Source organism: Streptomyces sp. NPDC031064 (assembly GCF_055570965.1).
The window spans coordinates 63,246-89,154 of the sequence record NZ_JBVIGF010000012.1 but is presented as its reverse complement, the minus strand read 5'-3'; the positions used below and the strand labels follow the sequence as shown (position 1 = coordinate 89,154).

The window sequence follows — 25,909 nt, the reverse complement described above, 5'->3', positions numbered from 1 at the left end:
CGTATGACTCCCCAGGAACTCCAGGCCGCTCGCGACCGCATCGTGCCCGATGTGATCGCGGGCGGCCTGTCCGTGCTGTTCTGCGGCATCAACCCGGGCCTGATGTCGGCCGCGACGGGCCACCACTTCGCCCGCCCCGGCAACCGCTTCTGGCCCGTGCTGCACCGTTCCGGTTTCACCCCGCGGCAGTTGAAGCCGTCCGAGCAGGACGAGCTGCTGACGTACGGGCTCGGCATCACCAACGTCGTCGCACGGGCCAGCGCGCGCGCCGACGAGCTGAGCGCCGAGGAGTTCCGCGAGGGCGGCCGGCTGCTCGCCCTCAAGGTGGCGCGGCTGCGGCCGCGCTGGCTGGCGGTGGCGGGTGTCACCGCGTACCGCACGGCCTTCCACGACCCGAAGGCACGGATAGGCCCGCAGGAGCGGACGATCGGCGACACCCGGATCTGGGCGCTGCCCAACCCCAGCGGCCTGAACGCGCACTGGACGCTGGAGACGATGGCGGAGGAGTTCGCCCGGCTGCGCGCCGCCGCGGAGGAGGCGTAGGGGCGGGCCCTAGGGCGGGTCCGTCTCCGTGACGGCGGTGACGAGCTGGAACGGCAGCTCCTTGTCCCAGTGCGAGACGCCCAGGGCTATCCACCGCCCGTCCACCCGCCAGAGGTGGACGTCGGGCACGGACTGGCTGAGGGCGTCCCAGGGGTCGGGTATCTCCTCGCCCGCCATGCCCCGGTCGAACACCGACCAGAGGCTGAACACCTGCGGTTCGCCCCACCGGGCGGTGAGCAGCATCGCGAGCGCGTCGCGCTCCGCGTCGTACTGGTCCTCGACGATCTCGCGCCGTGTCCCGTCGTCCTCCCAGAAGTCCTCGCTCGTCGCCAGCTCGGCGATGTGGTAACCGACTCCGCTGTAGCCCACGTCCGTTCTGCCGAACTCCCCGGGGAAGGGGCGGGAGCGCAGCCGATCGATGGTCGCCAGATGCCGTGCGGTGGTCATGGCTCCAGTAAAGCGGCCACCACTGACAATTGGCGCTCCGTCAGGCCCCCCGCCCGGCATGCCGTCAGGCGTCCCTGCGGCGTACGGCGAACCAGCCCGCCAGCAGTGCGGCCGCCGCCCAGCAGGCCGTCACGGCGAGCCCGGTCCAGGGGCCGATGCCGGGTGTGTCCTGGTGGACCACCAACTGCCCCGCCCGGTCCGGCAGGTAGTCCGCCGCACCCGAGGCGATGTCCCCGACCACGAACGACACGATCAGGACGAACGGGACCAGGACGCTCAGGACGGCGGTGCCGCTGCGCAGCACGGCCGCGAGGCCCGCCGCGAACAGGGCCATCAGCGCCAGGTAGACGCCGCTGCCGACACAGGCGCGCAGCGCACCGGGGTCGCCGAGCCCGAGGGCCCGCTCCCCCAGGAACGCCTGCCCGCCCAGGAAGGTGACGAAGCCGGTCACCACGCCCACCAGCAGGGTCAGGGAGCCGACGACGGCCGCTTTGGCGACGTAGAAGCGTGTCCGGTCGGGGACGGCGGTGAGGGAGACCCGCAGGGCGCCGTTCACGTACTCGGAGGAGACCGCCAGCGTGCCGAAGGCGATGGCGGCGACCTGGCCGAAGTTGAGGCCGAAGAAGGCGGCGAAGAGCGGGTCGTCGCCGGTCTGTCCCGCTTCGTCGGCCCCCGTGAGGGCGTTGACGAGGACGGTGATCCCGGCGGTGACCGCGAACACGGCGGTCAGGGCCGCCATGAGCGAGCGCATGGTGCGGATCTTGAGCCACTCGGAGTGGAGGACGGCGGTGGTGGGCATGGTCAGGCCTCCCGGCGGGCGGTCGTGAAGTCGGCCTCGGTGGAGGTCAGGGCGAGGTACGCCTGCTCCAGCGAGACGCGTTCGTCGGACAGTTCCTGGACGGGGATGCCCTCGCGGGCGGCGAGCGCCCCGATGTCCTCGGCCTTCGCCCCGTCGACGGTCAGCCGGCCGTCGTCCGACGGGGTCGCGGCACCGAGTCCGGCGGCGGCGAGTGCGGTGCGCAGGCGGTCCGGTTCGGGGGTGCGCACCCGGGCGCGCGGCCTGCTGCGTTCGTCGAGGAAGTCCTTCATGGGGGTGTCGGCCAGCAACCTGCCCCGCCCCAGCACGACGAGGTGGTCGGCGAAGGTGGCGGTCTCGTTCATGAGGTGGCTGGAGACCAGGACCGTGCGGCCCTCGCGGGCGAGGCGGCACATCGTCTCGCGGATCCACACGATCCCTTCCGGGTCGAGGCCGTTGGACGGCTCGTCAAGGATCAGCACGTCCGGATCGCCCAGCAGGGCGGCGGCGATGCCGAGGCGCTGGCGCATGCCGAGCGAGTACGTCCTGACGCGGCGGCCGGCGACCGCGCCGAGGCCCGCCTCCTCCAGGACCTCGTCGGCCCGGTGCGCCGGGATGCGGTTGCCGGCGGCGATCGTCCGCAGGTGGCCCCGGGCGGTGCGGGAGCCGTGGGCGGCCTGCGGGTCGAGCAGGGCGCCGACCCGGCGCAGCGGGTCGGTGAGGGTGCGGTAGGGGCGGCCGCCGACGAGTGCGGTGCCGGAGGTGGGGCGGGCCAGGCCCAGCACAAGGCGCAGAGTCGTGGACTTCCCGGCGCCGTTGGGGCCCAGGAAGCCGGTGACGCGGCCGGGCAGGACGCTGAAGGTGAGGCCGTCGACGGCGCGGCGGCCGCCGTAGTGCTTGGTGAGTGCGTGGACGTCGATGTCGGTCATGCCGTCGAGCCTGGCCGTCCGACCGGGGGCGCGGCCTCCCCCTCGGGGGGCTCGCGTCTCCCCCGTGCGGGGGAGCCGTCCGCGCGGTCACGCTGGCACGATGGCCGTCATGCGCCGAGTCCTCCACCCCTTGACCCGACGGGTCACCTATACGCGCTGGCTGCACCTGTGCGTGCCGTCGCTGGTCTACGCCGTGTGGATGTACATCAGCGTGGACATGCCGTGGGTGCCGGTGCTGCTGGTGCTGCCCATGGGGCTGGTTCCGTGGGTGCGGCTGGCGGAGGCCGTGCAGGCGCAGTTGCTGCTGGGTCCGGACGCGCGCGTGGCGGCAGCGCCGTCCGCGACCTGGCAGCAGCGGTGGCGGACGGTGCTCTGGCTGGCCGTGCGGCTGCTCGCCGCCGTGGTGGCGTTGGGGGCGACGGCCCGTCTGCTGATGCTGACGTACGACCTGTTGGCGGTGGCGGTCAATGGTGGTCCCGGGGACTGGGTGTACGGGCCGCTCGCGGTGCTGCCCCTGGTGGTGCTGCCCGCGGTGGTGGTCGGTCTGGGCGAGTCGATCACCTGGGTCGCGGGCCGTCTGCTGGGGCCGTCGGCGGCGGAGCGGCTGGCCGCCCTGGAGGAGCGCACCGAACGGCTGTTGGAGGGCAACCGCATCGCGCGTGAGCTGCACGACTCGATCGGCCATGCGCTGACGGTGGCCGTGGTGCAGGCGGGCGCGGCGCGGGCGGCGAACGATCCCGCGTTCACGGAACGGGCCCTTGCGGCCGTCGAGGAGACGGGCCGAGGCGCGCTGGAGGACCTGGAGCGGGTCCTGAAGGCGCTGCGCGAGCCCGGGCACGCGCCGGGCGCACGCCCGTCGCTGGCGGAGGCGGACCGGCTGCTGGAGTCGGCGCGCGCCTCGGGCGCGGAGGTGACGGCGGAGTTGTCCGGGCCGCTGGCGCAGGTCCCGGGGCCGGTCTCCCGGGAGGGCTACCGCATTGTCCAGGAGGCGCTGACCAATGTGCTGCGGCACGCGGGGCAGGTGCCGGTGAGAGTGCGGATCGCGGTGTCGGAGGGGTGGCTCGACATCGAGGTGGCCAATCCGTTCGCGGGCTCGGCCCGTCGGGAGGGCGGCAGTGGTCTGCGCGGCATCCGGGAACGGGCGGCGCTGCTGGGCGGGAAGGCGTTCACGGGACCGTTCGAGGGCGAGTGGCGGGTGTGCGTGAGCCTCCCGCCGCACGGTACGGGCGGCCCGGGCGGGGCGCACGGTCCACGCGGAACGGCCTAGGCTGGCCCGATGCCCATCACGGTCCTGCTGGTCGACGACGAGCCCCTGGTGCGTGAGGGCCTGCGCGCCGTCCTGGGCGCGCAGCCCGACATCGAGGTGGTTGGGGAGGCCGCCGACGGGGCGGCGGTCCTGCCCCTGGTGCGGCGGCTGCGCCCGGACGTGGTGGCGATGGACGTGCGGATGCCGCTGCTGGACGGCATCGAGGCGACCCGGCTGGTGCTGCGCGCGGTGCCCGAGCCGCCGAAGATCCTGGTGGTGACGACCTTCGAGAACGACGAGTACGTGTACGGGGCGCTGCGCGCCGGTGCGGACGGGTTCCTGCTGAAGCGGGCCCGGCCGACGGAGATCGTCCACGCGGTACGGCTGGTGGCGGAGGGCGAGTCGCTGCTGTTCCCCTCGGCGGTGCGATCGCTGGCGGCGACGTACGGCAACGGCACCGCGCGGGCCGCGCTGGAGCGGGCGGCGCTGACGGAGCGGGAGTCGGCGGTGCTGCGGCTGATGGCGCGCGGCATGTCGAACGCGGAGATCGCCGCCGAGCTGATCGTGGGCACCGAGACGGTCAAGTCCCACGTCAGCGCCGTGCTGGCGAAGCTGGGTGCGCGTGACCGTACGCAGGCGGTGATCGCGGCGTACGAGTCGGGGTTCGTCGCGCCCGCGTGAGCGCCCTGGGGCCGGGGCACCCGGGCGAGGCGTCCGGCCGAGGGGTCTGACAGGTCGGCCGGGTCATTGAGTACCATCCGGCAGACACGCGTTCTAGCTGGGAGGACACACGGTGGGCCGGCTGACCGGCGGGGACCCGTCGCTGCTGCGGCGGATCAATTCCGCGGTGGTACTCCATGCGCTGCGCGACGCCGACGCGCGCACGCTCACCGACCTGACCCGGATCACGGGGCTGTCCCGGCCGACCGTCGAGGGTGTGGTCGAGGGGCTCATCGGCAACGGCCTGGTGGTCGAGGCGGCGCCCGAGGAGGGCGAGGCCCGGCGCCAGGGGCGGCCGGCGCGGCGGTTCCGGTTCCGGGCGGAGGCGGGGCACCTGCTGGGTGTCGAGATCGGGCCGCACCGGGTGGCGGCGCTGCTGTCGGGGCTGGACGGGCGGATCATCGGCGCCGGGTCCCGGGAGGTGTCGGAGACGGCGTCGGCGGACGAGCGGCTGGAGCGGGTGCGGGCGGTGGTCGCCGACGTGCTGCGGCGCACCGGTGTGGCGCGCGGCAGTCTGCGGGCGGTGGGCGTCGGGACGCCGGGGATCGTGGAGGCGGACGGGACGATCCGGCTGGGTACGGCGCTGCCGGGCTGGACGGGTCTGGCGCTGGGCGAGCGGCTGCGGCGGTCGTTCCGGTGTCCGGTGCTGGTCGAGAACGACGCGAACGCGGCGGCCGTGGCCGAGCAGTGGAAGGGCGCGGCGACCGATTCGGACGACATCGTCTTCGTCCTGGCGGGCTTGAGTCCGGGTGCCGGGTCGCTGATCGGCGGGCGGCTGCACCGGGGGTTCGGCGGGGCGGCCGGGGAGATCGGCGCGCTGCACCTGCTGGGGCAGGGGGCGACGCCGGAGACGCTGCTGTCGACCACGGACGAGCCGTTGCACCCGCTGGACGAGCAGGCGGTGGCGGAGGTGTTCGCGCTGGCCCGGGAGGGCGACGCGCGGGCGCGGGCGGCGGTGGACCGGTTCATCCAGCGGCTGGTGCACGACGTGGCGGCGCTGGTGCTGGCGCTCGATCCGGAGCTGGTGGTGGTCGGCGGCTGGGCGGCCGGCCTGGATGGCGTGCTCCAGCCGCTGCGGGAGGAGCTGGCGCGGTTCTGTCTGCGGCCGCCCCGGGTGGCGCTGTCGCTGCTGGGTGAGGCGGCGGTGGCGACGGGTGCGCTGCGGCTGGCGCTCGACCATGTGGAGGAGCAGTTGTTCGCGGTGGAGGGAACGGTGACGGCCCGCCGCTGAGCGACGGGCCGTGGCACGCGTGGTTCAGGACGCGATGCCGAAGTCTCCCGCGTCGCCGAAGGTGAGCCGGCAGGTGTCGGCGCGGTAGGTGGCGACGGAGACGGCGGCGGTGCGCCCGTCGGACAGGTACCGGGTGGTGACGACGAGGACGGGGGCGCCGGGCAGCCGGTCGAGCTCCTTGGCGTCGTCCGCGCGGGCGGAGCCGAGCTCCACGGCGCGGTCCTGGCCCTCCAGGGCGAGCCGCTGGAGTTCGCGGAGGACGGCGCGGGCGCGGGCCGGGCCGGACGGGGCGTCGATGCCGGTGAGTTCCGGTACGGAGGCGGCGGGGACGTAGAGCTGCTCGGCGGCGACGGCCTGATCGTGCGTCATACGGAGGCGGCGCACGGTGTGCACCGGCTCGTCGGCGCCGTGGTCGAGGTCGAGGAGGCGGGCGACGGCGGCGGGCGGGGCGGTGAGGGCGCAGTCGACGGGCTGCCAGGTCTCCTCGCCGGCGCCGGGCCACTGTGCCTGGGCGGTCGAGACGTCCACTCCCATGCGGGGCGGTGCGACGGTGGTGCCGACGCCACGGCGGCGCTGGAGGCGGCCCTCCAGTTCGAGCTGTTCGAGCGCCTGACGGAGCGTGGCACGGGCGACGCCGAAACGGGCGGCCAGTTCACGTTCGTTGGGCAGGATCTCCCCCACCGAGAATTCGGTGTCCAGTGCTTCGCCGATCACGGTCTTCAAGTGCCAGTACTTGGGCTCCGGCACCGATTCCAGTTGCGTGGTCCCCACCCTGATCCTCCGCAATCGCCGGACTCCCGGCGGCTTTCCGTGCCTTGTTTATTAAAGGTTCCTGCACTATCCCTGCGACCATAAGGCGGCACCCACCCTTGGTCAAGACCAATCGTCGGCCGGTTACGCAGCGGGGTCGAGCCCTGTCGCAGAGCGTTCACAGGCTGTTCGCGTACCGGGGGCGGGCACGCGCGGGCATGCGGAAGGCCCCGCGCCTGTCGAGGCCGCGGGGCCTTTCGCCACGTACGCGTGGGCGACGGTCAGGACGCCAGCGCGGCGAGTTTGTCCGGGTTTCTCACGATATAGATGCATTGGATGCGGCCGTCCACGACGTCCACCTGGATCACCGAGTCGGGCTTTCCGTCGGCGAGTACGAGCAGCGCCGGCCCGCCGTTGACCTCGACGGCCCGGAAGTCGGCGTACACGGCCGGATCCCCGGCGATCGCGCACAGGAACCGGCCGATCTTGTCGGCGGTCTCCATGACGCGCCGGGGCGCCCTGGCCTTGCCGCCGCTGTCGCCGATGAGCCGCACGTCGGGCGCGAGCAGGGCGAGCAGCCCGTCCAGGTCTCCGTCGGCCGCCGCGGCGAGGAAGCGCTCGGTGAGGTCGCGGCGTTCGGCGGGGTCGACGTCGTACCGTGGCCTGCCCTCGTCGACATGGCGGCGGGCCCGGCCGGCGAGCTGCCTCACGGCCGCCTCCGACCGGTCGAGGGTGGCCGCGATCTCGGCGTACGGGAAGCCGAACGCCTCGCGCAGGACGAACACCGCCCGCTCCAGCGGCGAGAGGGATTCGAGGACGACCAGGACGGCGAGCGACACGGAGTCGGCGAGCACCGCGCGTTCGGCGGTGTCGGGGACGGTCGGGCCGAAGTCGGTGACGACCGGTTCGGGCAGCCAGGGGCCGACGTACGCCTCGCGGCGCGCCTGCACCTGGCGGAGCCGGTCGATGGCGAGCCGGGTGGTGACGCGGACGAGATAGGAGCGGGGCTCGCGGACCTGCGAGCGGTCGGCGGCGGACCAGCGCAGCCAGGCCTCCTGGACCACGTCCTCGGCGTCGGCGACCCGGCCGAGCATCCGGTAGGCCACTCCGGTCAGGACGGACCGGTGCGCCTCGAAGAGACCGGTGATGTCGTCGGCGTCCTGTCCGGCTTCTGTGTCTGTGTCGGTTGCCACCGTCCCATCATGCGATACGCGGCACACGCGGGACGGCCCGGCCCCTTGAACTCGGCCCTACCGGGCGGTAATTGTTGCTGACGAAGCGTCTAAGACAGGGCGTGCCCAGTCAGGGACAGGAGCAGCAGCATGGCCGCACAGGTGTCCTTCCCGGTCGAGTCCCCGCGCGGGTCCGGCACGGTGACGGTGGAGTACGAGCGGATGGGCGACGGGGAGCCGCTGCTGCTGCTCCACGGCATAGGGCACCACTGGCAGGCCTGGCAGCCGGTGCTGGAGATCCTGGCCGCCGAGCGCGAGGTGATCGCCGTCGACCTGCCCGGCTTCGGCGCCTCCCCGGCGCTGCCCGACGGGTTCGCGTACGACCTGACCACGGTCGTGCCGGTGCTCGGCGGGCTGTGCGAGGCCCTGGACCTCGACCGTCCGCACGTGGCGGGCAACTCGCTGGGCGGGCTGCTGGCCCTCGCACTGGGCCGCGACAAGCTCGTCCGGTCGGTGACCGCGCTGTCGCCCGCCGGCTTCTGGACGGAGAGCGAGCGCCGGTACGCCTTCGGCACCCTGCTCGCCATGCGTCAGGGGGCCGAGTCGTTGCCGCTGCCGATGATCGAGTGGCTGTCCCGGTCGCCCGCCGGGCGGGCCGCGCTGACCAGCACCATCTACGCCCGGCCCGGGCGGCGTTCACCGGAGGCGGTCGTCGCCGAGACGCTCGCGCTGCGCGGGGCGACCGGCTTCCGCCAGACGCTGGTCGCCGGGCGCCACGTGCTGTTCACGGACGACGTGCCCGGGCTGCCCGTCACCGTCGCGTGGGGCACCCGCGACCGGCTGCTGCTGCGCCGCCAGGGCGTCCGCGCCAAACGGGCGGTTCCCGGGGCGCGGCTGGTACGGCTGCCCGGATGCGGCCACGTGCCGATGAACGACGACCCCGCCCTCGTCGCGCGCGTGCTCCTGGACGGCAGCCGCTGAGGAACCGGCGGTACGCCGCCCCAGGACACCCGAGCCGAGCGCGACGCCCGCGCCGACCAGCGCACTGCCGACGCCCTGGGCGACACCGTAGGAACCGGTGGCGACCAGCGGCGCGGTCATCGCCGCCGACACCGGGATGAGCCCGGAGAACAGGGTGGCGCGCTCGGCCCCGATCCGCTGCACGCCCACGTACCAGCAGACGAACCCGACGACCGTGACGACGGCGGCCTGCCACAGCAGCGCCACCGCCTCCTGCCCGGTCGGCACGCGCAGCATGGCCGTGCCGTCCATCCACAGCCCCGCGAGCGCCGATTCGAGGGCGGCGACGCCGCACACGGTGGCCGACAGCAGCCTCGGACCGAGCGGCTTCAGTACCGGCACGGCCAGCACCGCGAACCCCACCTCGCCCACCAGGGCCCCCACCGACCAGGCGATGCCGGCCGCGTCCGTACGCCCCCACCCCTGCACGGTGAACGCCCCGGCGGCGACGAGCAGCGCCCCGTACAGCACCGGCCGCGCGGGCCGGCGCCCGTCCAGGGCGGGCACGAGCACGGCGACCACCACGGGGGCGCAGCCCACGAACACGCCCGGGACGGCGGGCTCCGCGGTGCGTTCGGCGGCCAGCACGGCCAGGTTGAACCCGACCATTCCCACCGCCGCCAGCACCGCCACCCGCGCCCACTGGCGCGCCGTCAGCCCGCGCAGGGCGGTGGCCGCGCCCCGCCCGGCCAGCGGCAGCAGCAGCAGGAGGGCCAGGCCGTAGCGGAGGGCCTGGCCGCCCGCGTACGGGTAGTCGCCGAGCACGCTGTTGGCCGTGAAGGAGGCGCCGACGAGGACGCAGGCGAGGGCGGCGACCAGCGCCCCGCGCAGTTGGGTCGCGTTCATGTCCCCGACGCTAGGCGCGGCGGTGGTCCGCGTCGGGGTCCACTTCCGCCTCCCGTTCGAGGGCCACTTCCCGGACCGCTTAAGGTCGGGATCATGACGGACGAACGGGGCGGGGGCGCCTGGGAATTGCTGTTGCCGGCGGTCGCCGCGCCGCCCCGGCGACGCGGCCGGACGCTCCAGTCGGCGCTGCGGGACGCGGTCAGGTCCGGCCGGCTCGCGGCCGGGACGCGGCTGCCGTCCAGCCGGGAGCTGGCGGCCGACCTCGGGGTGTCGCGGGGGCTGGTGACCGAGGCGTACGAACAGCTCACGGCCGAGGGGTACCTGCGCAGCGGGCGGGGCGCCGGAACGTGGGTGGGCGAGGCGGTACGGCAGGCCACGCCCGCCACACGGGACCTGGCCCCGAGTGCGGTGGGCGCCCGGGTGGACTTCCGCCCCGGCTCGCCGGACCTGTCGCTCTTCCCCCGTACCGCGTGGGCGGCCGCGTACAAGGCGGTCCTGTCCCGGTTGCCGCACCGGGCGCTCGGCTATCCCGACCCGCGCGGGCTGCCCGAGTTGCGTACGGCCCTGGCCGCGCTGCTGACGCGGCGGCGGGGCGTGGTGGCCGACCCCGAGCGGCTGGTGGTGTGCTCCGGGGTGGCGCAGGCGATGACGCTGCTCGGTTTCGTCCTGGGGGCGCGGGGGCTGCGCGCCCTGGGCGTCGAGGACCCGGGCGCTCCGGAACCCACGGCCCTCTTCGCGTCGGCCGGACTGCGGACCGTGCCCCTGCCGCTCGACACGGAGGGGCTGGCCGTCGGGCCCCTCACCGCGTCCGGCCTGCGGGCCGTGGTCACCACGCCCGCCCACCAGTTCCCCTCCGGGATCGCCTGCTCCGCGCGGCGCCGCGCCGAACTGCTCGACTGGGCCCGCACGGTGGACGGCTACCTGATCGAGGACGACTACGACGGCGACTTCCGCTACGACCGCTCCCCCGTGGGCGCCCTCCAGGGCCTCGACCCGGAGCGCGTCGTGTACACCGGCTCGGTCAGCAAGTCCCTCGCGCCCGGGCTGCGGCTCGGCTGGATGCTCGTCCCGGAGTCGCTCGCCGGCGAGGTCGTCGAGCGCAAGCGCACGATGGACCTGGGCAACCCGTCGCTCGACCAGGCGGTGCTCGCCCACTTCGTCACGAGCGGCGGCTATGACCGCCAGTTGCGCCGCTGCGGCCGCGCCTACCGGGAGCGGCGGGACGCGCTCATCGCCGCCCTGGCGGAGCACTTCCCGGGCACGGAGGTCAGCGGCATCGCGGCCGGGCTCCACGTCATCGCGCGCGTGCCGGGGCGTTACGCCCCCGGAGGGACGGAGGCGGGGTTCCTGCGCCGGGCGGCCGCCGCCGGGGTGATCCTCCGTCCGCTCGCCGACTACGGGACGGCGCGGCCGGACGACGGGGACGTCCGGCTGGTCCTGGGGTACGCCCATCTGACGCCGTCCGACATCGCGCGGGGGGTGCGGCTGCTGGCGGGAGCCTGAGGGCGCGGGCCTGAAGGCGGTTGTTCACGCGGGGTTCGCGTGCGCGCCGCCACCGGGCGTTAGGCATGGCGCGGAAGTCCCGTCCCGTCCGCCCCCGGAGGCGTACCGATGTCGCACCGCCCGTCGCACCGTCCGAGCCCGTCCCCCGCCCGCCGTACCGTGCTGCGCGGTTCGCTGGCCGCCTCGGCGGCCCTGTCCCTGGGCGCCGCAGCGCCCGCGTTCGCCCGGTCCGGTCGGCCGCGTGCCGCATGGGGCGTGCAGACGGGTGACGTCACGGCGTCGTCCGGCCTGGTGTGGGTACGGTCGGACCGCCCGGCCCGCATGGTCGTGGAGACCTCGGCCACCGAATCGTTCCGGCACGCCCGCCGCCACGTCGGCCCGCTGCTCGGCCCGGACACCGACTTCACCGGAACCACCGCGCTGCGCGGCCTGCCGCCGGGCGAGCAGGTCCACTACCGGGTCACGCTCACCGACCCCGACGATCCCCGGCGGGCCGGCGAGCCGGTGCTCGGCACCTTCCGCACCGCGCCCGCGCGGCGCCGGGACGGGGTGCGGTTCCTGTGGTCGGGCGACATCGCCGGGCAGGGCTGGGGCATCAACCCGGACATCGGCGGGTTCTACGCGTACGACGAGATGCGGCGGCTGGACCCGGACTTCTTCCTGTGCAGCGGCGACACCGTCTACGCCGACGGGCCGCTCCGGGACAGTGTGACGCTGCCGGACGGGCGGGTCTGGCGCAACGTCATGACCGAGGAGAAGGCGAAGGTCGCCGAGACGCTCGCCGAGTACCGGGGCAATTTCCGGTACAACCTGCTGGACCCGGGCGTCCGGGCCTTCAACGCCCAGGTGCCCTCCATCGTGCAGTGGGACGACCACGAGGTGCGCAACAACTGGTACCCGGGCCAGATCCTGGACGACCCGCGCTACACCGAGAAGGACGTCGACGTCCTGGCCGCCCGCTCGCTGCGGGCGTTCGGCGAGTACTTCCCGGTGTCCACCCTCCACGCGGGCCGGATGCACCGGGTGGTGCGGTACGGGCCCCTCCTGGACGTCTTCGTCCTCGACATGCGGACGTACCGCAACGCCAACTCGCCCGGCCGCCAGACCGACGACACGACCGGCATCCTGGGCGCGGAGCAACTCGCGTGGCTGAAGCGGGAGCTGAGCCGTTCCCGGGCGGTGTGGAAGGTGCTCGCCGCCGACATGCCGCTCGGGCTGGTGGTCCCGGACGGCGCCACCGACATCGAGGCGGTCGCGCAGGGCGACCCGGGCGCGCCGCTGGGCCGTGAGCTCCAGATCGCCGAACTGCTCCGGTTCATCAAGCACCGGGGGATCACCGGCACCCTGTGGCTCACGGCGGACGTGCACTACACGTCGGCCCAGCACTACGCGCCGGAGCGGGCGGTGTTCAAGGACTTCGCGCCGTTCTGGGAGTTCGTCTCCGGGCCGCTCGCGGCGGGCGGGTTCCCCGCGAACGCCCTGGACGGTACGTTCGGCCCGGACCGGGTGTTCGTCCGGGCGCCCAAGCGGGCGAACGTCTCGCCGATGGAGTCGCCGCAGCACTTCGGCGAGGTGGACATCGACGGCGACAGCGGCGAACTGACCGTGCGGCTCCGGGCGACCGGTGGGGCGGTGCTCTTCTCCAGGACGCTCCGGCCGGGGCGGGTGGGCCAGTAAGAAGACGGCGAACTATTGAAAACCGGACCTAATCGGGCCAGATGCACGCTTAACCCATCAGTCACAAAGCGTTCGTGATCACGCAACAACGCCGGGTCACAGTGGTGGCATGACTGATGTGACTTCCGCGAAGAGCGCCCGCCGCCCACACCACTGGCGGCGGGATCTCGTCGAACTGGCCGCCCTGTTCACCGCCGTGGCCGTCGCCGACGCGGTGGCGAACACCGTCGTGCACGGCCCGGACGGCCCCTACCTCCTCGCCGTCTCGGCGGTGGTCCTCATCGCGACGGCGGCGTTCCACACCTGGTGGGCGCGCCGCCACAGCCATGCCCCGCCCGTCGCCTCGCATACCGGCGCCGCCGCCGACGCCGGCGGCGGCCGGGAGGCGACGGGCGAGACGGTGCTGTGGCGCATGCGGACCACCGTGCGCGACGAGCCGGGCAGCCTGGCCGCGCTGTGCACGGCGCTCGCCCACCTGCGCGTCGACATCCTGACCCTCCAGACCCATCCGCTGGCCGACGGAACGGTCGACGAGTTCCTGCTGCGGGCGCCCGCCTCGCTCCAGGCGGCGGCGCTGACCCGGGAGGTCGCCGCGGCCGGCGGCACCGGCACCTGGACCGAGCGCGCCGACGCCCACGACCTGGTGGACACCCCGACCCGGATGCTGGGCCTGGCGACCCGGACCGCGCTGGACGCCGCCGAACTGCCGCTCGCGCTGCGCCAACTGCTCGGCCGGTGCACCATCCACTCACTGCCCGCCGTCTCGCCGACCGGCCGCCCGACCGGCGCGACAGCCCCGGTCGAGGGCGTCCTGGAGGACGGGGAGACCGTGATGCGGCTGCGCGACCCGAACGGGGGCGCCATCACCGTCGAACGGCCCTACCTGCCGTTCACGCCCACCGAGTTCGCCCGTGCCCGGGCCCTCGTGGAGCTCGACGCCCGCCTCGGCCCGCGCATCCCGCGCAGCCAGGACGTGCTGACCCTCCCGGAGGGCAACGAGATCACGGTGCGCCGCGCCGACCAGGGCGACGTCGACGCCGCCCGAGCCATGCACGAGCGGTGCTCCGAGCGCACCCTGGGGCTGCGCTACCACGGCCCGGTCGGGGACACCGGGCGCTACCTGAACCACCTCCTGAGCCCCCGGTTCGGCCGGACGCTCGCCGTCGAGACGGCGTCCGGCCGGCTCGTCGCCCTCGGCCACCTGCTGTGGGACGGCGACGAGACCGAGGTGGCCCTGATCGTCGAGGACGACTGGCAGCGCCGCGGCATCGGCTCGGAGCTGCTGCGCCGTCTGGTGTCGCTGGCCCGCGAGGCCGGCTGCGAGAGCGTGTACGCCGTGACGCAGTCGTCCAACACGGGCATGGTCGCGGCGATGCGGGGGCTGAACCTGCCGCTGGACTACCAGATCGAGGAGGGCACCCTGGTGATCACCGCACGGCTGAACGGGGTTCCCGTACCCCAGCCTCAGCAGCGGGCCGGGCGGGGCCGGCACTGAGCGCCTCCGTCAGGTCCCGCCACAGGTCCTCGACGTCCTCCAGGCCGACCGACATCCGCAGCAGCCGGTCGCTGACGCCCGCCGAGCGCCGGTCGTCCTGGTCCACGATGCGGTGGCTGATGGAGGCCGGGTGCTGGATCAGCGTGTCGACGCTGCCGAGGCTCACCGCCGGCGTGATCAGCCGTACCCCGGCGATCACGTCGTGCGGGTCCCCGTACACCTCGAAGGAGACCATCGCGCCGCCGATCTCGGGGTAGTGCACCCGGGCGACCCGCGGATCGGCCGCCAGCCGACGCGCCAGGTCGGCGGCGGTCGTCGAGGCGGCCCGCATCCGCACCGGCAGCGTGGACAGCCCGCGCAGCAGCAGGTAGCTCGCCAGCGGGTGCAGCACGCCACCGGTGGCGAAGCGCACCTGGCGCAGCTTCCCGGCGAACTCCTCGTCGCACGCCACCACACCCGCCAGCACGTCGCCGTGCCCGCCCAGGTACTTGGTGGCGCTGTGCAGCACGATCCGGGCGCCGTGCTCCACGGGGCGCTGGAGCACGGGGGTGGCGAAGGTGGAGTCGACCAGGAGGGGCACGGAGCCGCAGGCATGAGCGACAGCCCGGATGTCGACCTCGGCGAGGGTCGGGTTGGCGGGGGTCTCGACCATCACCAGGCCGGTGTCGGGCCGGATGGCGTCGGCGATGCCCGCCACGTCGGTCCAGGTCACCTCCGTACCGAGCAGCCCTGCCGTCAGGAGGTGGTCGCTGCACCCGTACAGGGGCCGGACCGCCACCACGTGCCGGAGGCCCATGCTCGCGCGGACGAGCAGGACGGCGGTGAGCGCGGCCATGCCGCTGGCGAACGCGACGGCGCTCTGGGTGCCCTCCAGGCGGGCGAGCGCGGTCTCGAAGCGGGCGGTGGTGGGGTTGTCGAGCCGCGAGTAGACGGGCGGGCCGTCCGGGCGGGCGCCGGTGGTGGCGAACGCGTCGATCCGCTCCGCCTCGGCCCGCGCGTCATGGGACGGGTACGTGGTGGACAGGTCGATCGGCACGGCGTGCAGGCCCAGGGCGGCGAGGTCGTCGCGCCCGGCGTGCACGGCTTCGGTGGCCAGTGCCCTCGGGGCTCCCGGGGTGGGGAGGGAGGCGGTGGCGTCGTGGGACAGGGCATCCATGGACGGCACTGTGAACGGATACCCGGCAGTAGCCGAAAATCGCCGTGCTACGTTCGGCGAATGAACGATTCTGTCGTCCTCGACACGGTCGATCTGCACATACTTCGCCTTTTGCAGAACGACGCCCGGACCACGTACCGGGAGCTGGCCGCCGAGGTCGGGGTGGCGCCCTCCACCTGCCTGGACCGGGTGGCACGGCTGCGCCGGACAGGGATCATCCTGGGCAACCGGCTACGACTCGATCCGGCCAAAATCGGCCGCGGCCTGGAGGCGCTGCTCCTGGTCCAGGTACGCCCGCACCGCCGGGAGCTGATCGGCCCCTTCGTCGAACGGATCCGGGCCCTGCCGGAGTCCCGGGCCCTGTTCCATCTGACCGGACCTGATGACTACCTGGTGCACGTGGCCGTGTCGGACCCCTCCGACCTGCAACGACTCGTGCTGGACGAGTTCACCTCGCAGCGGGAGGTCGCCCGGGTGGAGACCCGGCTGATCTTCCAGCAGTGGGAGTGCGGGCCGCTCCTGCCGCCCGGCGCGGCCGCTCATTTGTCAGCCGACCGAGACGGATGAGGATGACGACGGCGCCGGTGGCATACCAGGATGGCCCCATGCCAGAGACCTCCAGCAGCGCGCTCCCCCGCGTGGTCGCCGACGCCTATGTCGACGCGCTCATCGAACTCGACCCGATCACCGGTACCTACCTGGGTGTCCAGAAGAGCGCCGGGCTCCTTCCGGACTTCTCGCCCGCCGGTCGGGAAGAGGTCGCCGCCCTGGCCCGTGAGACCCTCGCCCGGCTCGACGAGGCCGAGCGGCTGCCCGGCGCCCGCGGCGACGCCGAGCGGCGTTGCGGACGCCTCCTGCGCGAGCGCCTCACCGCCGAACTGGCCGTCCACGACGCCGGCGAGGGGCTGCGCACCGTCAGCAACATGCGCTCACCCGCGCACAGCGTCCGCATCGTCTTCACCGTGATGCCCACCGAGACCGACGACGACTGGGCGGCGGTCGCCGAGCGGCTGCGGGCCGTACCGGCCGCGATCGCCGGATACCGCGAGTCCCTCGAACTGGGCCTGGAACGGGGCCTGCCGGGCGGCCCGCGCGCGACGGCCACGTTCATGGGGCAGCTCACCGAGTGGACGGGCGACGACGGGGCGGGACGACGCGGCTGGTTCGAGGAGTTCGTGGCGCCCGCCCCGGCCGGGCTGCGCCCCGAGCTGGACGCGGCGGCGGGCGGGGCCACCCGGGCGCTGGCGAAGCTGCGGGACTGGATGCGGGAGGTGTACGCCCCGGCCGTGCAGGGGGCGCCCGACACGGTGGGCCGCGAGCGGTACGCCCGCTGGTCGCGGTACTTCAACGGCAGCGACTGCGACCTGGACGAGGCGTACGCGTACGGGTGGGGCGAGTACCACCGGCTCCTGGCCGAGATGAAGGCCGAGGCGGAGAAGATCCTGCCGGGCGCCGGTCCCTGGGAGGCGCTCGCCCACCTCGACGAGCACGGCACCCACATCCAGGGGGTGGAGGAGGTACGGGTCTGGCTCCAGTCGCTCATGGACGAGGCGATCGAGGCGCTGGACGGCACGCACTTCGAACTGGCCGAGCGGGTACGGAAGGTGGAGTCGCGGATCGCCCCGCCGGGCGGCGCGGCCGCCCCGTACTACACCGGCCCGTCCGAGGACTTCTCGCGCCCGGGCCGTACCTGGCTTCCGGTCGACGGCGAGACCCGGTTCCCGGTGTACGACCTGGTGTCGACCTGGTACCACGAGGGCGTGCCCGGCCACCACCTCCAGATCGCCCAGTGGGCGCACGTCGCCGACCAACTGTCCCGTTACCAGGCGACCATCGGGCTGGTGAGCGCCAACGCGGAGGGCTGGGCGCTGTACGCGGAGCGGCTCATGGACGAGCTGGGCTTCCTGCCGGACCCCGAGCGGCGCCTGGGCTACCTGGACTGCCAGATGATGCGCGCCTGCCGGGTGATCGTGGACATCGGCATGCACCTGGGGCTTCGGATCCCGGCGGATTCGCCGTTCCACCCGGGCGAGCGGTGGACTCCGGAGCTCGCGCAGGAGTTCTTCCAGCGGCACACCAGCCGCCCGCCGGCGTTCGTCGAGAGCGAGTTGACCCGCTACCTGTCGATGCCGGGCCAGGCGATCGGCTACAAGCTGGGAGAGCGTGCCTGGCTGCTGGGCCGGGAGAAGGCCCGCCGGGCGCACGGTGACGCGTTCGACGCGAAGAGGTGGCACATGGCCGCGCTGTCCCAGGGCTCGCTGGGCCTGGACGACCTGGTGGACGAACTGGCGCGGTTGTGACGGTGCCGGGGCGCGTCCCGGGCGGGCGTCAGCAGCCGCAGTCGGCCGCGTCGACGGGGGCGGTCAGCGGATCGGCGTCACGCTTCCGCTGCCCCTCCCACGTCTCGTACGGGAAGCCCTCGCGGGCCCAGTACTCGAAGCCGCCGAGCATCTCCTTGACCTGGTAACCGAGTTCGGCGAGGGCGAGGGCCGCGCGGGTGGCGCCGTTGCAGCCGGGGCCCCAGCAGTACGTGACGACCGGCACGGACCTGTCCAGGAGCTGCTCCGCCTGTGCGGGGATGAGCGCGGTCGGCAGGTGGACGGCGCCCGGGATGTGGCCCTGGTCCCAGGACTCCGTCGACCGGGAGTCGAGGACGACGAACCCCGGGTCACCGCCGGCGGCGAGCGCGGAGGCGACGTCGGAGACGTCCGCGTGGAAGGCGAGGCTCGCCGAGAAGTACGCGGCGGCAGCGGCCGGGGAGGCGGGCGGCACACGGAGGACGGGGTTGGCGGCGGCAGGGGCGCTGGTGATCGGTGTCGTCGTCATGCCCAGAAATCTACGGCCGTTGATCATCTCGGTGAAGTGACAATCCCCGGAGACAGCCTTGTCCGGCCGGGGAATCCCCTGCTATTCCTCGTTCATGACGGGATATTCACCGGACGCCACCGACTGGCGCATCCTCGCGGCCCTCCAGGAGCAGGGCCGGGCCTCCTTCGCCGAACTGGCGCGCACCGTCTCCATGTCGGCGAGCGCCGTCACCGAGCGGGTGCGCCGGCTGGAGGAGGCCGGGGTGATCACCGGGTACACCGCGGTCGTCGACCAGGAACGGCTCGGGCTGCCGATCCTCGCCTTCGTACGGCTCCGCTACCCCAACGGCAACTACAAGCCCTTCCACGACATGCTGGAGACGACTCCGGAGATCCTGGAGGCGCACCACGTGACGGGCGACGACTGCTTCGTCCTGAAGGTCGCCGCCCGTTCGATGCGGCACCTGGAGGAGATCTCCGGGAGGGTCGCCGTGCTGGGCTCGGTGACCACGAGCGTCGTCTACTCGTCGCCGCTGCCGCGCCGCGCGATCAGCCGCTGAGCGCTCCCTGGGTGCGCAGCCGCACCGCCGAACCGCCGCGCTCCTTGACGACCTCCAGTTGGGTGGGGATGCGGCGGCGCAGGTCGGCGACGTGGCTGACGATGCCGACGCTGCGGTCCCGTTCCCGCAGCGAGTCCAGGACGTCCAGCACCTCGTCGAGGGTCTGGTCGTCGAGGCTGCCGAAGCCCTCGTCGATGAAGAGGGTGTCGAGCCGTACGCCGCCGGCCTCGTCGGTGACGACGTCGGCGAGGCCCAGCGCCAGGGCGAGCGACGCGAAGAAGGTCTCCCCGCCGGAGAGGGTCGCGGTGTCGCGCTCGCTGCCCGTCCAGGCGTCCACGACGTGCAGGCCGAGGCCCGCCCGTTTGCCGCCGGCGCGGGCGTCGGAGTGCACGAGCGTGTACCGGCCGGACGACATCCGCTGGAGGCGCACCGTCGCGGCGGCCGCCACCTGTTCGAGCCGGGCCGCGAGCACGTAGGACTCCAGCCGCATCTTGCGCTCGTTGTCCGCGGACGTGCCGGCGGTCAGCCCGGCCAGCCGCGCCACCCGCTCGTACTCCTCGCGCAGCGGGCCCAGGCGCCGCACCTCGGCGGCAACCTGCCGGGACAACCGGGCCAGCTCGGCGCACCGCTCCCGCTGGGCGGCCAGGGCGGAGTCCGCGTCGCGGGCGGCCCGGTCGGCGGCGGCGTGGGCGGCCCGGGCGCCGTCCGGGTCGGCGGGCGGGCACTCGGCGGCGGCGCGCGTCTCCGGCTCGGCGAGCCGGTCGGCGACCGCCGCGGCCTCCGCCTGCCAGGCGTCCAGCCGCCGCTGGAGGTCACGGTGCTGTACGTCGTCGAGCAGCGCGGCGGCCGCGGCGCGCGGGGTGTCGAACCCGGCGCGGAACGCGGCGTCGGCGAGCCGGTCGTCGGCCTCCTTGAGGCGGCGGGCCGTGTCCTCGACGGTACGCACGGCCTCGGCGGCCTCGATCAGGCGGGCGATCCGGTGCTCCAGCAGCGCGGCGTGCTCGGCCACGGCGCCGCCCGGCACCCGGGCCAGCTCGGCGTCGATGGCCGCCTGCTCCCGGTCGAGCGCCTCCCGCTGCGACGTCCGCGCGGCGGCCCGCCGCTCCACCTCCCGCCGCACGTCGAGCCGCCGCTGATGCTCCCGCTCGGCCCGCCCGAGCGCCTCCCGCGCCGCGTGCACGTCTCCCGCCACCTCGCGCGCCCGGGCGTGAGCCCGCTCCAACGACGCGACGTGATCCGCGAGTTCGGCGACCGAGGGCTGGTCACCGCCCCGGGTGCACTGCGGGGCACCCTCCGGCACCCCGTCACCGCCCGGGGCGGCACCCCCGGCCACGCCATCACCGCGCTGCGGGGCGGCGGCGACCTCCGCGTGGGCGGCCGTCAGTGCTTCCTCCGCGACCGCGAGTTCGCGTTCGGCGGCCGAGCGGGCGGCCTCGGCGCGTTCGTGGGCGGCGTAGGCCGCGTCCTCCGTCGTGCGGTCGACGTGGTCGGCGTCGGCGCGGGCCGGGGCCGGGTGGTCGGCGGAACCGCAGACGGCGCACGGTTCGCCGTCCGCGAGGCCCGCCGCGAGCTCGGCGGCGATGCCGCGCAGGCGGCGTTCACGCAGGTCCAGCCACGTCTCGTGGGCGGTGTTGGCGTGCTCCCGCGCAGCGGCGAGGCGCGCCGAGGCGGCCGCCACGTCCCGCGCCAGCGCGTCGCGGCGGCGGGCGGCGGCCAGCCGTCGGCGGGCGGGTTCCAGGCGGCCCGCGAGGTGTTCGGCGCGGGTGGCGGCCTCCTGGGCGGCGTCGACCCGGTCCTGGAGGGCGCGTCGGGTGGACTCCCAGTCGGCCAGCCACGCGGCGGCCTCCTGGAGGGTCTCCTCGTCGGCGCGGGCCTGCCGGTCCAGCTCGTCGCGCTCGCGGGTGAGCTCCGCACCGCGCCGCTCGGCCCGGCGGGCGGTCTCCAGGCCGCCGAGCTCCTCCCTGAGCCGCCCCGCCAGCGCGGCCAGCCGCTCGGCGCCCGCGTCGGCGAGGTCCGGCGGCAGACCGGCGGCGGCCCGCTCCTGGGCGGCCCGCGCCGCGCGGTGCTCCCGCTCGGCGTCGTCGCGCAGGCCCAGCGGGCCGGCCACCCGCTCGGCCTTGCGGGCCCGGTCCAGCAGGGCCTGCCACCCGTCGCGTTCGGCCCGCCGGGCGTCCAGTTCCGCGGCGCGCCGCCGGGCGTCCTCGTACCGCTGCTGCCGCGCGGCCAGCTCCCGCTCGTCGTCGAGGGCGCGCCGCGCGGCGGCCTGCCGGCTCTCGGCGGCGGCGAGCGCCGATTCGGCGACGTCCAGCGCCTCGCGCGCGCCCGACCTGGCCACGGCCGCCCACGACAGGACCGATCCGGCGAGGCCCGGGTCGCCCGGCCTGCCCTCCGGGGCGGGCCAGCCCGCGGCCGCGTCGCCCGCCGCCTGGGCCATCCGGTGGGCGAGCGCGAGCAGCCGTTCGTCGCCGTCCTTGACCTGCTGTTCGGCGGCGCGCCGCAGCTCGGCGAGGCGCTCCTCGACGGCGGCGAAGCGCCTGGTGTCGAAGAGCCGGCCGAGGAGCCGGCCGCGTGCCTCCGCGTCGGCGCGCAGGAACCGCGCGAAGTCGCCCTGCGGCAACAGCACGACCTGGCAGAACTGTTCGCGGCTCATGCCGAGGAGCTGGGTGATCTCCTCACCGATCTCCTGGTGGGAGCGGCTCAGCGCCTTCCACTCGCCGCTCTCCGCGTCGTACTCCCGCAGCCACGACTGGGCCTTCTCGGTCGTGAAGCCGCCGCCCCGCTTCTTGGGGCGCGGCTGGGCGGGACGCCGGGTGATCTCCAGCCGCCGGCCGGCCACGGTGAGGTCGAGCACGACCTCGGTGTACGTGCCCACCGGGGCGTGGTCGCTGCGCAGTGACGTCCCGGGGCTCTGCCGGGCGCCGGGCACCGCCCCGTACAGGGCGTAGCAGACGGCGTCGAGGACGGAGGTCTTGCCCGCGCCGGTCGGCCCGTGCAGCAGGAACAGGCCCGCCCGGGACAGGGCGTCGAAGTCGACGGTCTGCGTGGTGCCGAACGGGCCGAAGCCGGTGATGCCGAGCCGGTGGAGCCTCACCCGGCCACCTCGCGCTGTGCCATGTCCACCCGTACGTCGTCGAAGGCGGCGAGGAGCGCCGCGCGCTCCCGGTCGTCGGGGCCGGTCCCGCCGCGCACGTGGGCGACGAAGTCCTCGGCGATCTGCTGGTCGTCGCGGTCGCGCAGGCGCTGCCCGTACGAGGCGAGGTGGTCGTCGTCGGGCCGCTCGGGGGCGAAGAGCAGGCTGAGGACGTGGGGGAAGCGTTCGGCGAGGCGGGCCATGGGTTCGGGGGGCCGTACGGGGTCGGTGAGGGTGGCCTCCACCCAGGCGTCCTCGTGGCGGGCGAGCGCGGGGTCGGCGAGCAGGTCGTCGAGGCGGCCCCGGAGGCGGGCCAGCGGGCGCGGCACCGGGCAGTCGACGCGCTCGGCGCGGACCGTCCCGTCGCCGTCGAGGTCGACGAGCCACATCGTCTTGCGGTGGTCGGCCTCGGAGAAGGAGTACGCGAGCGGCGAGCCGGAGTAGCGGACCCGCTCGGTGAGGGCCTGGCTGCCGTGCAGGTGCCCGAGGGCGACGTAGTCGACGCCGTCGAAGACCCCTGCCGGGACGGCGGCCACGCCGCCGACGGTGATGTCGCGTTCGCTGTCGCTGGGTTCGCCGCCCGCGACGAAGGCGTGGGCGAGGACGACGGAGCGGGTGCCGGGCGCGCGCCCGGCGAGGTCGGCGCGGACGCGTTCCATGGCGGCGGTCAGGACGGCCTCGTGCCCGGCCTTGGGGGCTCCGAACCGGTCGCGTACGAGGGCGGGTTCGAGGTACGGCAGCCCGTAGAGGGCAACGTCGCCGTGGGTGTCGGCGAGCAGGACGGGGGTGCCGACGCCCGTGGGGTCGGTCCGCAGGTGGATGCCGGCCCGCTCGATGAGCCCGGCGCCCACGCCGAGCCGGCGGCCCGAGTCGTGGTTGCCGGAGATCATCACGGTGGGTACGCCGGCGTCGGCGAGCCGGTGCAGGGCAGTGTCGAACAGCTCCACGGCGGGCAGCGGCGGCACCGCGCGGTCGTAGATGTCGCCGGAGACGAGCACCACGTCCACGTCGTGCTCGCGTACCGTCGCCACGAGGTGGTCGAGGAACGCGGCCTGGGCGTCGAGCAGGCTCACGCGGTGGAACGACCGCCCCAGGTGCCAGTCCGATGTGTGCAGCATCCTCACGACGCCGCTCCGACCCGCGATGGCCGCATGTGTACCGCTCCTCCGCCCCCGGACCCGCACGGGCACCGTTGTGAACCCCGTACACGCTAACGGTGCCCGGCACCCGATCCGTCACGGACCTCCTTTTTCACCCCTCGGGGGCTTCACCGGTGGGCGGGACCGGTGACCCTGACGTCGGCGGGGCGGAGGAGGTGGTCGCCGACCCGGTAGCCGGGGCGGAGGATCTCGCTGCACACCGGCCGCTCGACCAGGAAGGAGCGGCGGTAGGTGACGGCCTGGTGGACGCGCGGGTCGAACGGGTCGCCCACCGCTCCGAAGGCCCCGAGGCCCAGGGCCGCGAGCTCGCTGTCCAGGGCCAGGGCGACGCGCTGGAAGCCTCCGGTGAGCTCGCCCTGCCCGGCCGCCTCGCCGATGGCGTCCAGCACGGGCAGGAACCGGCGCAGCACGTTGGCCACGGCCGCCTCACGCACCGCGAGGCGGTCGCGGTGGACCCGGCTGCGGTAGTTGTCGTACTCGGCCTTCAGCCGCTGGAGGTCGGCGGTCCGCTCGGCCAGCGCCACGGCCAGCGCGGCCACGCCGGGTGGCGGTGGTGCCGACACCCGCGCCGCCTTCGGGTCCCACCGCCCGGGACCGGCCGCGCCGGGCCGCTCGGCGCGCTCCGCGCGGTCGGCGCCACGAGCGGGGTCCTGGCCCTCGGCCCGGTCGGCCCGCTGGGTGGGGCCGGCGGGGCCGGGGCGCTCGTCGGGGCGCGGCGCGGTGTCCCCGGGGCCGGCCGGCTCGGGGCGGTGGCCGGCGGGGGCGGGCGGGGCGATCATCGGCGGCGGCTCGGGGCGGCCGGTCACCGTGGTCAGCCCGCGGCGCGTGCCCGGCCTCATCCCCCGCCTCCCTGCTGCTGCCGGTCGTCGTCGACGATCTCGGCGTCGACGACGTCCTCCTCGGCGTCGGCGCCCTTCGGGCCCTCTCCGGCGGCCGCACCGGCACCGCCGGCCGCGCCCGGGGCGGCCTGCGACTGCGCGTACATGGCCTGGCCGAGCTTCTGCGAGACGGCCGCGACCTTCTCCGTGGCGGTGCGGATCTGTGCGGTGTCCTCGCCCTTGAGCTTCTCCTTCAGTTCGGAGAGCGCGCCCTCGACCTCGCTCTTCACATCGCCCGGCACCTTGTCCTCGTTGTCCTTGAGGAACTTCTCCGTCTGGTAGACGAGCTGCTCGCCCTGGTTGCGGGTCTCGGCGGCCTCGCGCCGGCGGCGGTCCTCCTCCGCGTGGTGTTCGGCGTCCCGCACCATGCGGTCGATGTCGTCCTTCGGCAGGGCGGAGCCGCCGGTGACGGTCATCTTCTGCTCCCGGCCGGTGCCGAGGTCCTTGGCGGTGACGTGCATGATGCCGTTGGCGTCGATGTCGAAGGAGACCTCGATCTGCGGGACGCCGCGCGGGGCCGGCGGCAGACCGGTCAGCTCGAACATGCCGAGCTTCTTGTTGTACGCCGCGATCTCGCGCTCGCCCTGGTAGACCTGGATCTGCACCGACGGCTGGTTGTCCTCCGCCGTCGTGAAGATCTCCGAGCGCTTCGTCGGGATCGTGGTGTTGCGCTCGATCAGCTTGGTCATGATGCCGCCCTTGGTCTCGATGCCGAGGGACAGCGGGGTGACGTCGAGGAGCAGGACGTCCTTGACCTCGCCCTTGAGGACACCGGCCTGGAGCGAGGCGCCGATGGCGACGACCTCGTCCGGGTTGACGCCCTTGTGCGGGTCCTTGCCGGTCAGTTCCCGCACCAGCTCCGTGACCGCCGGCATCCGGGTGGAGCCGCCGACCAGGATGACGTGGTTGATGTCGGACACCTTGATCCCGGCGTCCTTGACCGCGTTGTGGAACGGCTTCTTGCACCGCTCCAGCAGGTCGGCGGTCAGCTGCTGGAACTGGGCGCGGGTGAGCTTCTCGTCCAGGTGCAGCGGGCCCTCGGCCGAGGCGCTCAGGTACGGCAGGCTGATGGTGGTCTCCGTGGTCGCCGACAGTTCGATCTTCGCCTTCTCGGCGGCCTCGCGGAGGCGCTGCGTGGCCATCTTGTCCTTGGACAGGTCGATGCCGTACGCGTTCTTGAACCGCTGCGCCAGGTGGTCGACGACCCGCTGGTCCCAGTCGTCGCCGCCCAGGTGCGTGTCGCCGTTGGTGGCCTTGACCTCGACGACGCCGTCGCCGATCTCCAGCAGCGAGACGTCGAAGGTGCCGCCGCCGAGGTCGAAGACGAGGATGGTCTGGTCGTTCTCCTTGTCGAGGCCGTACGCGAGCGCGGCGGCGGTCGGCTCGTTGATGATGCGCAGGACGTTGAGGCCCGCGATCTCGCCGGCCTCCTTGGTGGCCGTGCGCTGGGAGTCGTTGAAGTACGCCGGCACGGTGATCACGGCGTCCTTCACGTCCTCCCCGAGGTAGCCCTCCGCGTCCCGCTTGAGCTTCTGGAGCACGCGTGCGGAGATCTCCTGGGCCGTGTACCGCTTGCCGTCGATGTCGCCCTGCTCGGGGAAGCGCCAGTCCGCCTCGCCCATGTGCCGTTTCACGGACCGCACCGTGCGGTCGACGTTGGTCACGGCCTGCCGCTTGGCGACCTCACCGACCAGGACGTCCCCGTTCTTCGCGAAGCCGACCACGGAGGGCGTGGTGCGGGCGCCCTCCGTGTTGGTGATCACCGTCGGCTCGCCGCCCTCCAGGACGCTGACCACCGAGTTCGTCGTACCGAGGTCGATACCCACCGCGCGTGCCATCGCCG

General features: G+C 74.3%; 22 protein-coding genes and 1 pseudogene. 11 read left to right on the top strand and 12 right to left on the bottom strand.

From position 1 onward, the window contains the following. Positions 1-3: 3 nt before the first annotated feature. Entirely contained in the window at positions 4-543 is a 540-nt protein-coding gene (gene mug / locus ACZ46W_RS33385) for a G/U mismatch-specific DNA glycosylase (RefSeq protein ID WP_468345766.1), read from the top strand. Between the two features lie 9 nt (positions 544-552). On the opposite strand, the gene ACZ46W_RS33380 is transcribed toward mug, so the two are convergent. The 3 genes from ACZ46W_RS33380 to ACZ46W_RS33370 form a co-directional block, all read right to left on the bottom strand. Further along, positions 553-990: a hypothetical protein gene (locus ACZ46W_RS33380; RefSeq protein ID WP_468345764.1), complete on the bottom strand. Its 438-nt coding sequence runs from the start codon at positions 988-990 to the stop codon at positions 553-555. 64 nt (positions 991-1,054) lie between these two features. Next, on the bottom strand, positions 1,055-1,789 hold the full coding sequence (locus tag ACZ46W_RS33375) for an ABC transporter permease (RefSeq protein WP_468345762.1): 735 nt from the start codon (positions 1,787-1,789) through the stop codon (positions 1,055-1,057). A gap of 2 nt (positions 1,790-1,791) precedes the next feature. Then, positions 1,792-2,715 (bottom strand): ABC transporter ATP-binding protein, encoded by a 924-nt coding sequence (locus tag ACZ46W_RS33370; protein ID WP_468345760.1) that lies wholly within the window; start codon positions 2,713-2,715, stop codon positions 1,792-1,794. Between the two features lie 109 nt (positions 2,716-2,824). Between ACZ46W_RS33370 and ACZ46W_RS33365 the strand changes: the two genes are divergently transcribed. From ACZ46W_RS33365 to ACZ46W_RS33355, 3 genes are all read left to right on the top strand, one after another. Beyond that, the gene (locus ACZ46W_RS33365; RefSeq protein ID WP_468345758.1) at positions 2,825-3,982 is read left to right on the top strand and encodes a sensor histidine kinase; all 1,158 of its coding nucleotides are present in this window, start codon (positions 2,825-2,827) and stop codon (positions 3,980-3,982) included. 9 nt (positions 3,983-3,991) lie between these two features. Further along, a complete protein-coding gene (locus ACZ46W_RS33360) occupies positions 3,992-4,642 on the top strand; it encodes a response regulator transcription factor (RefSeq protein WP_468345756.1) in 651 nt (216 codons plus the stop codon). A gap of 112 nt (positions 4,643-4,754) precedes the next feature. Continuing rightward, the gene (locus tag ACZ46W_RS33355) at positions 4,755-5,912 is read left to right on the top strand and encodes an ROK family transcriptional regulator (RefSeq protein WP_366126554.1); all 1,158 of its coding nucleotides are present in this window, start codon (positions 4,755-4,757) and stop codon (positions 5,910-5,912) included. Between the two features lie 24 nt (positions 5,913-5,936). Here ACZ46W_RS33355 and ACZ46W_RS33350 read toward each other — a convergent pair whose 3' ends face one another. After that, the gene (locus ACZ46W_RS33350; RefSeq protein WP_468345753.1) at positions 5,937-6,683 is read right to left on the bottom strand and encodes a GntR family transcriptional regulator; all 747 of its coding nucleotides are present in this window, start codon (positions 6,681-6,683) and stop codon (positions 5,937-5,939) included. Positions 6,684-6,943: 260 nt separating this feature from the next. Continuing rightward, on the bottom strand, positions 6,944-7,855 hold the full coding sequence (locus ACZ46W_RS33345) for an RNA polymerase sigma-70 factor (RefSeq protein ID WP_468345751.1): 912 nt from the start codon (positions 7,853-7,855) through the stop codon (positions 6,944-6,946). Between the two features lie 129 nt (positions 7,856-7,984). Between ACZ46W_RS33345 and ACZ46W_RS33340 the strand changes: the two genes are divergently transcribed. After that, entirely contained in the window at positions 7,985-8,815 is an 831-nt protein-coding gene (locus tag ACZ46W_RS33340) for an alpha/beta fold hydrolase (RefSeq protein ID WP_468345749.1), read from the top strand. 480 nt (positions 8,816-9,295) lie between these two features. On the opposite strand, the pseudogene ACZ46W_RS33335 reads toward ACZ46W_RS33340, so the two are convergent. Continuing rightward, positions 9,296-9,700 (bottom strand): annotated as a pseudogene (locus tag ACZ46W_RS33335) (EamA family transporter); the annotation flags it as partial. A gap of 93 nt (positions 9,701-9,793) precedes the next feature. Here ACZ46W_RS33335 and pdxR point away from each other — a divergent pair. The 3 genes from pdxR (at position 9,794) to ACZ46W_RS33320 (ending at position 14,375) form a co-directional block, all read left to right on the top strand. Further along, positions 9,794-11,203 (top strand): MocR-like pyridoxine biosynthesis transcription factor PdxR, encoded by a 1,410-nt coding sequence (gene pdxR / locus ACZ46W_RS33330; RefSeq protein WP_468345747.1) that lies wholly within the window; start codon positions 9,794-9,796, stop codon positions 11,201-11,203. A 108-nt stretch (positions 11,204-11,311) separates the two neighbouring features. Further along, on the top strand, positions 11,312-12,880 hold the full coding sequence (locus ACZ46W_RS33325; RefSeq protein ID WP_468345745.1) for an alkaline phosphatase D family protein: 1,569 nt from the start codon (positions 11,312-11,314) through the stop codon (positions 12,878-12,880). Between the two features lie 109 nt (positions 12,881-12,989). After that, positions 12,990-14,375, top strand: coding sequence for a GNAT family N-acetyltransferase (locus ACZ46W_RS33320; protein WP_468345743.1), 1,386 nt, complete (start codon positions 12,990-12,992; stop codon positions 14,373-14,375). Here ACZ46W_RS33320 and ACZ46W_RS33315 read toward each other — a convergent pair. Beyond that, positions 14,308-15,531, bottom strand: a complete 1,224-nt coding sequence (locus ACZ46W_RS33315) for a trans-sulfuration enzyme family protein (protein WP_468345741.1) — start codon at positions 15,529-15,531, stop codon at positions 14,308-14,310. The genes ACZ46W_RS33320 and ACZ46W_RS33315 overlap by 68 nt on opposite strands. Positions 15,532-15,591: 60 nt before the next feature. On the opposite strand from ACZ46W_RS33315, the gene ACZ46W_RS33310 reads away from it, so the two are divergent. Both ACZ46W_RS33310 and ACZ46W_RS33305 read left to right on the top strand, forming a co-directional pair. Continuing rightward, positions 15,592-16,098, top strand: a complete 507-nt coding sequence (locus ACZ46W_RS33310) for an Lrp/AsnC family transcriptional regulator (protein WP_468345739.1) — start codon at positions 15,592-15,594, stop codon at positions 16,096-16,098. Between the two features lie 38 nt (positions 16,099-16,136). Next, the gene (locus ACZ46W_RS33305) at positions 16,137-17,831 is read left to right on the top strand and encodes a DUF885 domain-containing protein (protein ID WP_468345737.1); all 1,695 of its coding nucleotides are present in this window, start codon (positions 16,137-16,139) and stop codon (positions 17,829-17,831) included. A 28-nt stretch (positions 17,832-17,859) separates the two neighbouring features. Here the strand turns inward: ACZ46W_RS33305 and ACZ46W_RS33300 are convergent, their stop codons facing one another. Next, positions 17,860-18,357: a rhodanese-like domain-containing protein gene (locus ACZ46W_RS33300; RefSeq protein WP_468345735.1), complete on the bottom strand. Its 498-nt coding sequence runs from the start codon at positions 18,355-18,357 to the stop codon at positions 17,860-17,862. 94 nt (positions 18,358-18,451) lie between these two features. Here ACZ46W_RS33300 and ACZ46W_RS33295 point away from each other — a divergent pair, with 94 nt between their 5' ends. Next, positions 18,452-18,898, top strand: a complete 447-nt coding sequence (locus ACZ46W_RS33295) for an Lrp/AsnC family transcriptional regulator (RefSeq protein WP_468345733.1) — start codon at positions 18,452-18,454, stop codon at positions 18,896-18,898. On the opposite strand, the gene ACZ46W_RS33290 is transcribed toward ACZ46W_RS33295, so the two are convergent. From ACZ46W_RS33290 to dnaK, 4 genes are all read right to left on the bottom strand, one after another. Then, positions 18,888-21,989: an AAA family ATPase gene (locus tag ACZ46W_RS33290; RefSeq protein ID WP_468345731.1), complete on the bottom strand. Its 3,102-nt coding sequence runs from the start codon at positions 21,987-21,989 to the stop codon at positions 18,888-18,890. The two genes, ACZ46W_RS33295 and ACZ46W_RS33290, sit on opposite strands and share 11 nt — an antisense overlap. Beyond that, on the bottom strand, positions 21,986-23,152 hold the full coding sequence (locus tag ACZ46W_RS33285) for an exonuclease SbcCD subunit D (RefSeq protein WP_468345729.1): 1,167 nt from the start codon (positions 23,150-23,152) through the stop codon (positions 21,986-21,988). The genes ACZ46W_RS33290 and ACZ46W_RS33285 overlap by 4 nt, the downstream gene beginning before the upstream one ends. A 143-nt stretch (positions 23,153-23,295) precedes the next feature. Next, positions 23,296-24,027: a nucleotide exchange factor GrpE gene (gene grpE / locus ACZ46W_RS33280; RefSeq protein ID WP_468345727.1), complete on the bottom strand. Its 732-nt coding sequence runs from the start codon at positions 24,025-24,027 to the stop codon at positions 23,296-23,298. Next, a complete protein-coding gene (gene dnaK, locus ACZ46W_RS33275) occupies positions 24,024-25,904 on the bottom strand; it encodes a molecular chaperone DnaK (RefSeq protein ID WP_468345725.1) in 1,881 nt (626 codons plus the stop codon). Before dnaK ends, grpE begins: the two co-directional genes overlap by 4 nt. Positions 25,905-25,909: the final 5 nt, after the last annotated feature.